We start from the raw sequence: 11926 nt of genomic DNA on the forward strand, positions 1-11926 counted from the left end.
GTTTTAGTAATTAGAGAATAACAAACAGAAAAAGTAAAACTTAGATTTTATTTATGTTAATTTTATGTTAATTAAAAATTAAACAAACGTTTAATTTAAACAATCGTTTAATTTTGTAGGATAAATTATTCCAATGTTAATTGAATCTCTTTTTACCGATAAACAAATCCATATTTTACAAGTAGCCGAATCCCTTTTTGCTGAAAAAGGATTTGACGCTACCTCCATTCGAAATATTGCTAAGGAGGCCAAAATAAATATCGCGATGGTTTCGTACTATTTTGGATCCAAGGAACGAATGCTAGAATCTTTGATTATTCATCGAGCGACTGATTTAAAGTTGCAATTAGATACGCTAAGACTTGAAAATCTAGATCCCTTAGAAAAAATCAACAAGTTGATTGAGCTATACATCACTAAAATTCATTGTAATAGTGAAATTTATAAAATAGTCCACTTCGAATTCTCTTCTAAAAAGAGAGAAATCAATATGGACGCTTTTGTTGAAATAAAAAAGGGGAATTTAAAAACACTAGAATTAATCATTGAACAAGGACAAGAACAAGGGATCTTTAGAGGAGATATTATTATTCCCTTAATTACGCCCACCATTCTTGGAACTTATTTCCATTTTCAAACAAACAAGCCTTTCTTCGAGAATTTACTAAATCTAAACACCAAGGAAAGCTACGAAGACTATATTAAAACAACGCTTATAAAGCACATTCAACAAACCATAAAAGCCCTTCTTATTTATGAAAGTTAGTCAACTATTGCTTTTTGGGATTTTCCTTAGCGGAATATCCTATACGACGGCACAAGACAAAAAGAGTTTAACACTCGATGAAGCCATCAATATGGCCTGGTTAAAAAGTAATGAGGTTTCATTAGCTAATAGCAAAGTCGATACCAAAAAATATGAGCTTCAAGCGGTGAAAAACGAAAGATATCCTGATGTAAAAGTATCAGGACAATACCAACATCTAACAAAAGCGACAATTAATTTAAAGTTGAACAATACTAGTGCTTCATCAGAGCCAAGTCCGGTTGTTAATCAGCTTTTACTAGGACAAGCTAACGCTACACTACCGGTATTTGCCGGTTTTAAAATACAAAACAGCATTATTGCTCTCGACAATATGTATCAAGCAGAAACTGCCAATGCGATGCAAACTAAAGAAGAGGTAGCAATGCAAGTAGTTAATTATTATGCTCGTCTATACAAAGCCCAAAAAACAGTTGAGCTTTTAAAAGAAAACCAAAAAAGCACGCTGCAGCGTGCTGTTGATTTTACTGCTTTAGAAAAAAACGGTATCATCCCACGAAATGACTTACTTAAAGCGCAGTTGCAAGTTTCAAAATTACAATTATCGCTTGACAGAGCTAACAGTGACTTAAACAATGTTAATTATGAACTCGTTTCACTTTTAAAATTAGATCCTAAAATTAATTTAATTATTAGAGAAAGTGATTTCGCAGACTTTCAAATGATCAATATTCCTACTAATGAATCGATTGCTTTAGAGAGCAGAAAAGATTTAGAGGCAGTTCGCTTACAAGAGAAAGCAAGTTTAGCGAATATTAAAGTAGCTAAAAGTGCCTATTATCCGCAGGTAGCAATTATTGGAGGCTATACTTCTTTAGGATTAAAAAATGTAGTAACAGTGCAAAACGCCATCAATATAGGTGTAGGATTTTCATATGATTTAAGTGGTATTTTAAAAAACGGTACTAATGTAAAAATAGCAGAGAGCAAAGCCTTAGAGGTTCAAAACTCAGAAAACCTCCTTACCGATTATATCAAGATTCAAGTTCAAAAAGCAATTGAAGACTATGATTTAGCGATTAAGCAAGATCTTGTGTACAACGAGGCTGTTGACCAAGCATCAGAAAACTATAGAATCATAAAAGAGAAATACGATAATGGCCTATCAGACACTAATGACTTATTAGATGCCGATGTGGAACAATTAGGATCTAAGATCAATAAAGCATTAGCAAAGGCTAACGTGATTCAAAAATATTACGAACTACTTTCTGTAAGTGGACAATTAAACCAAACCTTCAATCTTTCAAAAATATAATCAAGACCTAAAATGGAAAAGAAACCAACAAACAAAAAGTTTATCATTATAATAGGGACATTACTAATTTTAGGAATTACCTACGGAACTTACAAGTACATTCACTCCCTTTCTCACGAAGGCACAGATGATGCTCAGATAGAAAAAAACATGAATCCTATTATCCCTAGAGTCTCGGGATATGTAAGTAAAGTGTATATTAAGGACAACGACTTTGTAAAAAAAGGAGATACGTTGTTTACGATAGATAACAATGATTATGAATTAAGGATTGACGAAGCAGAAGCTACCTTGGCAGCAGCGGAAGGTAATTTTGAAGTTTCAAAGGCAGATGTTGGAAGTGTTTTAGCTAGTATTTCCGTGTCTAATGCTAATGTGCAATCAGCAGCAGGTACAATTGAAACAGCTAAAATTAGATTAGGACGTGCAACCAACGATTTTAATCGTTATGAAAATCTATACAAAAGCCGTACAATAACAAAGCAACAATATGAGCAAGCACTTGCAGCAAAACAGGAAGCTGAAAGTCAAGTTCGCATTTTACAACAACAAGAAAAAGCAACTGCTTACCAGACGTCAGTGATCAAGGCAAAAGGAAAAGTATCCGATAAGCAGACCGATGTTGCAGCAGCCAATATCAAGAAGGCAAAAGCCATGCTTGAAACAGCGAAGCTAAATTTAACGTATACTGTTATCACAGCAGCTATTGATGGTCAAGTATCTAAAATCGATATTCAGCCAGGACAATTGGTACAACCCGGACAGTCTCTTTTTTACATCATCAATAATACAACTGCTTGGGTTATCGCTAATTTTAAAGAAACGCAACTGAATAAAATGGTAGCTGGACAAAAAGTTACACTAAAGGTTGATGCTTATCCTGATTATGACTTTGAAGGGACAGTGATTTCGTTCTCACCAGCAACGGGATCTCGTTTTTCTATTTTGCCTCCTGATAATGCAACCGGAAACTTTGTAAAAACAATTCAACGTTTACCAGTTAAAATCAGTATTGACCCCAACAATGATAGCGAAAAGGTAAAATTATTACGTCCAGGTATGAATGTGGATGTAGATGTACATATCAAATAAAATGGAAAAATCAGAAGACGATTTAGTAGAGTATGGCTTTAGGAGAGTTATCATAACCATCACAGCAGTACTATGTGCTTTGCTTGAAATTGTTGATACTACTATTGTCAATGTTGCTCTAACAAATATGCGAGGAAGTCTTGGAGCTACTTTGACCGATGTAGCTTGGGTTATTACCGCTTATGCTATTGCAAACGTCATTGTAATACCTATGACAAGTTGGCTTTCACAACAATTTGGTAGACGTAATTATTTTGCCGTATCTATAATAATTTTCACAGTAGCCTCCTTTTTATGCGGTAATGCTACGAATATATGGGAACTTGTCGCTTTTCGTTTTATCCAAGGCTTAGGAGGTGGTGCTTTATTAGTTACTGCACAAACTATTATCACTGAGAGTTACCCTATAGCTAAAAGAGGAATGGCACAAGCCATATACGGAATGGGAGTAATTGTGGGTCCAACATTAGGTCCGCCTTTAGGTGGGTATTTAGTAGATAATTTTTCATGGCCTTATATATTTTACATCAATATTCCACTAGGGATTATCGCTACTCTTTTAACACTTTCCTTTGTTAGAAGTCCTAAATATGGTGAAAAATTAAAATCTAATCAGGTAGATTGGATTGGAATAATTTTGCTAGCCACTTTTATTGGCTCTCTACAATTTGTATTAGAACACGGACAACAGGACGATTGGTTTAATAATCCGTTAATTGTTGCCTTAAGTACAATGTCTGTATTTGGCTTAATACTTTTTATATGGAGGCAGTTAGTATATAAGCATCCGATTGTAAATTTAAGCGTGCTAAAGGATGGTAATCTACGTATTGGTACCTTGATGAGTTTTATTCTTGGTTTTGGTTTGTATGGTTCTACACTAATCATACCTATCTATACGCAATCTATTTTACGATGGACGGCCACAGATGCTGGTTTGCTTTTGATACCTGGTTCGATAACCACAGCAATCATGATGCCTTTTGTAGGTAGAATGATTCAAAAAGGAGTTCCGCAAGCCTACATGGTTGCTGCTGGATTTTTAAGTTTCTTTATTTTTACTTTCATGATGTACAATGTGCTGACGCCTGATACTGGTGTCGAGCATATGTATTGGCCATTAATATTAAGAGGAATTGGCTTAGGATTACTTTTTGTTCCTATTACTACTCTATCTTTATCGACCTTGAAGGGAAAAAATATTGGAGAAGGAGCTGCCTTTACGGGAATGATGCGACAATTAGGAGGGTCGTTTGGTATCGCTATTATAACTACTTTCATCACACGATTTACTCAAAAACACCGTGTCGATCTTATTTCGAATTTAGACGGAAGTAATTTTGAAGTACAACAACGGATTATGCTATTGCAAAAGGGGTTTATAGCTAAGGGGTTTACAGTTAATGAATCCTTGAAAAAAGCATACCAAGCTATAGAGTACAGCGTTTTAAAGCAAAGTACCGTTCTAGCGTATATGGATATCTTTTTATACCTTGGAATTTTATTTTTATTATGTATTCCAATTGTGTTTTTCATCAAAAGAGGTAAAAACAAAATTAACCCCGCAGATGCCATGCACTAAAATTGCTAAATATATCAAAGCGCCATTTTCTTTCGAAAATGGCGCTTTTTAAATTGTAATAAAGGATGATTTTATCTAGTGAAAATTAAATTATTCCCTTCTGATAAATTGGCGTCAAACATATATCCGTCATAATTAAACCCCTTTAAATCATCAATCGTTTCAGCATTTGTATCTATAATATAACGAACCATCATTCCTCTCGCCTTTTTGGCAAAAAAACTAATAATCTTTAGTTTTCCATCCTTATAATCTTTAAAGTCTGGAGTGACTATAGGTACTTTTAAGGCGTTAGTATCTATTACTGAGAAGTATTCGTTACTTGCTAAATTCACAAACAACTCGTCTTTTTCTAATTCTTTATTAAGAGCTTTAGTAATTGTTGTTTTCCAAAATTCGTAAAGGTTTTTTTGTTCTCCAATAGGTAACTTTGTCCCCATCTCTAAACGATAGGCTTGCATAAGATCAAGTGGTTTTAAGAAACCGTAGAGCCCCGATAAAATCCTAAGTTTATCTTGTAAAACAGGAATCTTTTCGACGGAAATCGTGTAAGCATCTAACCCTGTATATACGTCACCATCAAAAGTATAAATGGCCGGTCGAGCATTGTCGCTTGTAAAAGGCGTTTTCCACGCTTGATTGCGTTCCCAATTCAAATTAGCTAACTTATCAGAAATATGCATCAACGCAGACAAATTCTCTGGAGATTCCTGCTTTAAAACCTGCTGAATTTGTCGCGACTCTTTCAAAAACAAAGGTTCCGTGAACTGACTGATTGGTAATTCTTTTTCAAAATTCAAGGACTTTGCGGGAGAGATAACAATTTTCATATACTTCTTAATTCTGATTATATTTTCAAAAGTACAAATTGAATTTAAGAAATAGCGCAAACCAAATTGATAAGTTTAATAGCGTAATAGAAAATCTAAATGAGCAATAAAAAATCAGTATTTTTGACCCCATCTTAAAGTGAAAAGAACCCAAAAACAATGATAGTAATCCAAATCGTAAAAGCCACAATATCTGATCTTGCTCTAATTAGAAAAATTAGCATACAAACTTTTACAGAAACATTTGCAGCGGTGAATACTGAGCAAAATCTAGCATTTTACATCAATGAAAGATTGAACGAAGCGGTTATAAAACAAGAAATAGAGAACATCCAGTCTTCATTTTATCTCGCTAAAGCAAATGACATAATTGTAGGATATCTAAAACTCAATTGGGGAGACGCACAAACTGAAACTTTAGAAAGTCAAGCGTTAGAAATTCATCGCATTTATGTTCTTAAAGAATTTCACGGCCAGCAGGTAGGTCAACGTTTACTTGACGAAGCTATTACTATTGCAAATAATAAAAAGGTAAACTTTATATGGCTTGGTGTTTGGGAAAATAACCATCAAGCTCTACGTTTTTATAAAAAAAATGGTTTTATCTCTTTTGACACTCACGTTTTCAAACTCGGAAATGACACACAAACCGACTTGCTTCTAAAACTAGAAGTTTGAAGATAAGTAGTTTATCTCACTATTGTTACCAATATCTAAACTACCTTGACTTCTAAGCTAGTGGACCATTTATTTATAAAACCAAAAAGTTACGACTAAGATGTAAGTTTTTGTAAATTAAAAAAAAAGAGCAATCATCAAATTTTTATTTGCTTTAAGACCTATAAAAGTAAAAATCACTTCAATATTCTCAAATTCTGCGAGGGGATTAGTAACTAATTAGCTATTTTTGTGAATCTGCGATAGTAGGCTCACCTATGAGTTTTAAAAAGATCAACTATCATACTTGATTACAAAAAAAAGAATACATGAAAAGAACGGTAAAGAAGACGATTAAAAAAATATACAATGCTGAATTGTGGAATGACTTTTTTAACAATGAAAAAGCCAGTGGACTTATACTAATAGGCTGTACGTTGATTTCTTTAATATTAGCTAATTCAATCTTTAGTGCACAATACCTAAACACCTGGCATATTGGCTTTGGTGGACAAAGTTTAGAATATTGGATTAATGATGGATTAATGACCATTTTCTTTTTACTAATAGGTTTAGAATTAGAGAGAGAGATTTATGATGGAGAGCTCTCTAATATAAAAGATGCATTACTTCCCATCTTCGCTGCTTTAGGAGGAATGGCAGTTCCAGCAGGATTATATCTATGGCTTAATTACGGAACTGTAGCTCAGGCAGGAGCAGGTATACCTATGGCTACAGATATTGCCTTTGCTCTAGGTGTATTATCTCTTTTAGGAAATCGTGTTCCATTATCTTTAAAAATATTTTTAACCGCCCTAGCTGTTATTGATGATTTAGGAGCAATTTTAGTTATTGCAATCTTTTACACCAAAACTATCTTTTGGCTAAATTTAGGAATCGCGATGGGAATTATGCTTTTTCTATTCATTTTGAACCGCATGAAAGTTTACATACTCTCCATTTACTTAATTGGTGGAGTATTTATGTGGTACTTTATGCTAAACTCTGGTATTCATGCTACAGTTACCGGTGTATTACTAGCATTTGTAATACCATTTGGAGACGGAACCAAAAAATCTATTTCGTATCAATTGCAAAGCTTCTTACACAAACCTGTAGCATTCTTCATTCTTCCATTATTTGCATTAGCGAATACTGCAATTGTAATAGGCTCAGATATTGTTGAAACTCTGACGCAACACTACAGTATTGGAATTGCAATGGGATTAGTTTTAGGTAAACCTATCGGTATTGCCTTGTTTAGTTTTCTTGCAGTTACAGCAGGCTTCTGTAAATTACCCGAGGATTTGACATGGAAAACCATAATTAGTGTCGGCTTTTTAGGAGGAATAGGATTTACCATGTCCATCTTTATCACTCTACTTGCCTTCGATGATCAAGTTTTAATCAGTCATGCTAAATTCGTTATTCTACTATCATCACTTACTGCTGGTATAGTTGGATTCTTGTCATTAAAGAAAACATTAAAAGCGAATCCGAATGAAAACATTAGTTAGTCAAATTCTCAATTACATTAACCTAAGCCGAGGCGAAGATGACAAGCATAAGGTTCTCGATAATGTAAAATCTAATATTTCATTTAGAGGAGCTAATCTTTGGATTTTAGCTTGTGCTATTGTTATTGCTTCTATAGGATTAAACGTAAATTCGGCAGCAGTAATCATTGGAGCCATGTTAATATCTCCATTGATGGGACCTATTATTGGTGCCGGATTTGGACTTGGTGTTTTTGATTTTAATTTGCTGAAAAAATCATTAAAAAACTTAGCCGTTGCCACTTTTGTTGGTTTAATAGTTTCTGCGATTTATTTTTATTTAAGTCCTTTTAAAGAAACGCAACCCGAATTATTATCCAGAACAGCTCCCAATATCTATGATATTTTGATTGCTTTCTCGGGTGGTTTAGTAGGTGCCATTGCAATAACAAGAGTCGAAAAGGGGAATCCAATTCCTGGGGTAGCTATAGCAACCGCCTTGATGCCTCCTTTATGTACAGCAGGATACGGAATTGCAATAGGTAGTATGAAATTCTTTTTTGGAGCAATTTACTTGTACTCAATCAACTGTGTATTTATATGTATTTCTACGTTTTTTATAGTAACCTATTTAAAATATCCAAAGACAAAGCAATTAGACGATAGGAGTGAAAAGAGAGTGAAGTACATTATCTCAACGCTTATCACTATCTTGATTTTGCCAAGTATTTACTTCGCCTATCAATTAATTCAGCAGAAAAATTACCAGCATCAAATTGATGTTTTTATAGAAACTGAATTTTCAAACAAAGGAATAGCTATTTTATACAAGAAAACAAAGTTTACCGAAAACCCTAAAAAGTTAGATCTTGGTTTTTTAAGTAAAAAATTTACTGCTCCTGAAATCAAAGTGCTAAATGATAAATTGAAAAATTACGACATCAACAATACACAGTTGCGCGTTATTCAAGACACAACCGACCTAAAAAGTGATATTCTAAACGAAATAAAGTATAACAAATCCGTCTTGAGTGAGAAGGATGTAACGATTCTGAAATTAAAAAAACAAATTAATTCCAGCTTATACGATAACAAAGCATTACTTTCTGAGATTAAAATACTGTTTCCTGAAATTGAAAATATCTCAATGACAAATCATATTTTTAATGATAATACCGATAGTTTAAAAACAGTACCTGTACTTATTTACAACAGTAAAACGGTGTTAAAAGACGAGTATAAAATCAAGTTGACCTTGTGGTTAGAACAACGTTTGGCCAAATCTAATATTGAGCTATACCAACAACCCAATCAGCCAGTCGCACAATCTCCCGATAAAAAAGGGGTGAAAAAATAGAAACAAAAAAAAATACAAAAACAAAAAAAATCTGCTCGAAAGCAGATTTTTTTTTTATTGGTAATCTAAATTATTTTGGATTTAAAATCATATCAATGCGTTTAATACAATCTTGATAATGATATTTAGTCTCTGTATTTACCGCTCCATTTTTAGCAGTATTTAAGGTTGATTTCAAGCTATTCAGCTCTCCTCTAACTAAACCACGTAAATCAGATTGTGATACATTGTAATATTGTCCGTTTCTACTTGGCTTAATATCTTGGGTCATCAAAAACTCCATTCTTTCTATATAAGCACGTTGTAAGTTTCTACGGTAAATAGTAGCACTTGCATTCGAAGCTGTTTCTTTCCATAAACCCGTTCTCATATCACGTAACAAATCCAAAGCCTTATAATTATTTGCTCCTAGAATTTCAGCATCCATTAATCGACCAAGACGTTCTAAACTTAAAACATTGTTTAAATGTCTAACTTGAAGCGCTCTAAAACGCTCTGTATACCCTGCATAATCAATGTCTTTCAAAGTTTGAACATTAACCATCCAAGTTGGAGAAGCAAATGCATTAGCTTGCAACCATTGCATGGCTTCTTGCTGCTGCGCTTTTGATACTACTTCGTATACACTTCCTTTCTGATTTGGTTTTTTCAAATCTTCTTTAACACCTCCTAAATTGGTAACTACGTGACCTACGTACCTACTCCATGTATCATGTAGTTCTTGGTACAATTCATCTAGATCTTCGTAATTATTGGTTACATCACTGGTCCAAGTAGACAAATTCTCTGCAACATATTTCAAGTTTTTAAGTGCGTAAGTACTCGCTTTCATGGAATTATCACCTACATCCTCTGTTTGTGAAGTTGGATCAAAACTACTGCTTTGTTTACCGAACTTGTACATTTTGTCACCAGCCTTTTCTAAAATCCACTTGTCTAAGGTAGACACTTCAGCTTCTGGTGTGGTTGCATTCGGAATCACGCGATATCCCCAATTTACAGCGTAATGATCGTACGGACCCATTTGGCGAATAAAACGAACATCTTTATCACCTGGTTGTGCTATATAATTGTATCGAGCGTAGTCCATTAAACTAGCTGCAATCCCGTTTTTTTGTGTAAAAGCACCGTTTCTATAATCTTCAACAGCATACGCATTACTTGCACCCATGTTGTGAGGAAAACCTAACGCATGACCTACTTCGTGAGCAATAACAAAGCGCATCATCTCTCCTATTTCTTCATCGCTAGTATTTAAAGTTCTGGCTGATGGGTTTGCTGCACCTGTTTCTAGTAGGTAACGGTTTCTGTATGAACGCAAATGATTGTGGTACCATATGATATCACTCTCAATAATCTCACCTGATCGCGGATCAGATACGCTTGGTCCCACTGCATTTCTAGTCGTACTCGCCACATAACGTATTACAGAGTAACGAGCATCTTCTGGGCTAAAGTCTGGATCTTCCTCTTTCGTTGGTGGGTCTTTTGCTATAATAGCATTTTTAAATCCAGCGGTTTCAAATGGTTTTTGCCATTCTTCGATACCTTGCTTAATGTACTTTCTTAGTTTCTCTGGAGTAGCTGGATCAATATAATAAACTATTGGCTTAACAGGCTCTACCAGTTCTCCTCTAGCGTATGCAGCAGGATCTTTTGGTTCCAGTCTCCATCTACGGATGTAGGTTTTATTATCTGATTTCAACTCATTGCTACCATAATCGTACTGACTAACTGTGAAAAAGCCAACTCTTGAATCAGCTATTCTTGGAGTCATTGGAACCTCAGGTAATAAAATCATGGATTGATTCATTTGCAAACTAATAGTCTCTGTATCCTCTAAAACAGGAGGTTTTGAAGCATTATAAGTTAAATCTTGTACAACCTCAATATTCATCGGAAAACTTTTCATTCCCGTAATAAAGCTACGAGAATCATCCATTCCTTTCACCTTATACGTTTCACGCATAGCTGATGATAACCCGCTAATTGCTTTTACATCGCTGCTGTAAAACTTAGTAACATCAATAACTGTTTTTGTCGAATCTTTGCTAAAAGCCGCAATATCAAAAGCGAATAAAGTAGGCTCGTAGTTGTTGTTTTTTACTGAAATACTAATCGGTAAACTTTCATCAGCAACAGCTGCATAGGATTTAATTTTGATCAATATTTTATCTTGAAAGCGGTGCCAAACTATTAATTGCTCATTCGTTTCTGAACCAGCATTTACATAACCACCACCTAGATTAGAAGGTAATTTGGACAAGCGACTTACTAAAAGCATGTCCTTATCTAATAAATTATTAGGGATTTCAAAATAATATTTCTTATCCACACGGTGTACAGTAAAAAGTCCCGCATCAGAAATGGCATCTTTAGTAATTACTTTGTCATACTCCTTAATTCCTGTTTCCGGCTTTTTTGCTGGAGGGGCAACAGCGACAGGTGCATTTTTTTTCTTTTTGTTTTCCCTACTCGATTGTGCATTTGATACGATTGGAGCAATCATCAATGCACTAAAAGCAGATAAAATGAGAATTTTCTTCATTTAGTGGTTTTTTATTAGTTATTCATTACCAAAAATAATTTTAAACACCTTTAGTCTATATATTGTTCAGTGATTTAACTTATAATTAACAACTGTTTGAAAGCACATTATACTCGGTTACTTCTAATTTATTATTCTATTTTCCAATTGGGCGTATCCTTACTGCACAACAAATTATACACTATCACTAATAAGCGTGCAGCAAGGTCGGGCTTTTCGTTACAATCTCCCTGAAAAACGGGAGGATTTCCGCTGCAATCCCTTACGCAAGCAAAGTCTC

9 protein-coding genes are annotated in these 11926 nt (G+C 34.4%); 7 read left to right on the forward strand and 2 right to left on the reverse strand.

The genetic code is table 11. From position 1 onward, the window contains the following. The first annotated feature begins 133 nt into the window (after positions 1-133). Genes H8R22_RS06630 through H8R22_RS06645 form a run of 4 tightly spaced genes read left to right on the forward strand, consistent with a single transcriptional unit; the run spans position 134 to position 4758 of the window. Positions 134-766, forward strand: coding sequence for a TetR family transcriptional regulator (locus tag H8R22_RS06630; RefSeq protein WP_187009671.1), 633 nt, complete (start codon positions 134-136; stop codon positions 764-766). Further along, positions 756-2084, forward strand: coding sequence for a TolC family protein (locus tag H8R22_RS06635; RefSeq protein ID WP_187009672.1), 1329 nt, complete (start codon positions 756-758; stop codon positions 2082-2084). Before H8R22_RS06630 ends, H8R22_RS06635 begins: the two co-directional genes overlap by 11 nt. Before the next feature lie 12 nt (positions 2085-2096). Continuing rightward, a complete protein-coding gene (locus tag H8R22_RS06640) occupies positions 2097-3176 on the forward strand; it encodes an HlyD family secretion protein (RefSeq protein WP_187009673.1) in 1080 nt (359 codons plus the stop codon). A gap of 1 nt (position 3177) precedes the next feature. Then, positions 3178-4758: an MDR family MFS transporter gene (locus H8R22_RS06645; RefSeq protein WP_187009674.1), complete on the forward strand. Its 1581-nt coding sequence runs from the start codon at positions 3178-3180 to the stop codon at positions 4756-4758. Positions 4759-4829: 71 nt separating this feature from the next. Here the strand turns inward: H8R22_RS06645 and yaaA are convergent, their stop codons facing one another. Further along, complete coding sequence (gene yaaA, locus H8R22_RS06650) at positions 4830-5588, reverse strand: peroxide stress protein YaaA (protein ID WP_187009675.1); 759 nt, start codon at positions 5586-5588, stop codon at positions 4830-4832. A gap of 159 nt (positions 5589-5747) precedes the next feature. Between yaaA and H8R22_RS06655 the strand changes: the two genes are divergently transcribed. From H8R22_RS06655 to H8R22_RS06665, 3 genes are all read left to right on the forward strand, one after another. Further along, positions 5748-6266, forward strand: coding sequence for a GNAT family N-acetyltransferase (locus H8R22_RS06655; protein WP_187009676.1), 519 nt, complete (start codon positions 5748-5750; stop codon positions 6264-6266). A 308-nt stretch (positions 6267-6574) separates the two neighbouring features. Beyond that, positions 6575-7762 carry a Na+/H+ antiporter NhaA gene (gene nhaA / locus H8R22_RS06660; RefSeq protein ID WP_187009677.1) on the forward strand — a complete coding sequence of 396 codons (1188 nt, stop codon included), beginning with the start codon at positions 6575-6577 and terminating at the stop codon, positions 7760-7762. Next, positions 7746-9098, forward strand: coding sequence for a TIGR00341 family protein (locus tag H8R22_RS06665; RefSeq protein ID WP_187009678.1), 1353 nt, complete (start codon positions 7746-7748; stop codon positions 9096-9098). Before nhaA ends, H8R22_RS06665 begins: the two co-directional genes overlap by 17 nt. A 70-nt stretch (positions 9099-9168) precedes the next feature. Here H8R22_RS06665 and H8R22_RS06670 read toward each other — a convergent pair whose 3' ends face one another. Continuing rightward, positions 9169-11646: a zinc-dependent metalloprotease gene (locus tag H8R22_RS06670; RefSeq protein WP_187009679.1), complete on the reverse strand. Its 2478-nt coding sequence runs from the start codon at positions 11644-11646 to the stop codon at positions 9169-9171. Between the last annotated feature and the right edge of the window lie 280 nt (positions 11647-11926).

The organism is Flavobacterium kayseriense, from assembly GCF_014305095.1.
In the GTDB taxonomy this organism is placed as follows: domain Bacteria; phylum Bacteroidota; class Bacteroidia; order Flavobacteriales; family Flavobacteriaceae; genus Flavobacterium; species Flavobacterium kayseriense.

Coding starts and splice junctions, on each gene's coding strand:
- H8R22_RS06630 (WP_187009671.1), top strand. CDS start 134: ATGTTAATTGAATCTCTTTTTACCGATAAACAAATCCATATTTTACAA.
- H8R22_RS06635 (WP_187009672.1), top strand. CDS start 756: ATGAAAGTTAGTCAACTATTGCTTTTTGGGATTTTCCTTAGCGGAATA.
- H8R22_RS06640 (WP_187009673.1), top strand. CDS start 2,097: ATGGAAAAGAAACCAACAAACAAAAAGTTTATCATTATAATAGGGACA.
- H8R22_RS06645 (WP_187009674.1), top strand. CDS start 3,178: ATGGAAAAATCAGAAGACGATTTAGTAGAGTATGGCTTTAGGAGAGTT.
- yaaA (WP_187009675.1), bottom strand. CDS start 5,588: ATGAAAATTGTTATCTCTCCCGCAAAGTCCTTGAATTTTGAAAAAGAA.
- H8R22_RS06655 (WP_187009676.1), top strand. CDS start 5,748: ATGATAGTAATCCAAATCGTAAAAGCCACAATATCTGATCTTGCTCTA.
- nhaA (WP_187009677.1), top strand. CDS start 6,575: ATGAAAAGAACGGTAAAGAAGACGATTAAAAAAATATACAATGCTGAA.
- H8R22_RS06665 (WP_187009678.1), top strand. CDS start 7,746: ATGAAAACATTAGTTAGTCAAATTCTCAATTACATTAACCTAAGCCGA.
- H8R22_RS06670 (WP_187009679.1), bottom strand. CDS start 11,646: ATGAAGAAAATTCTCATTTTATCTGCTTTTAGTGCATTGATGATTGCT.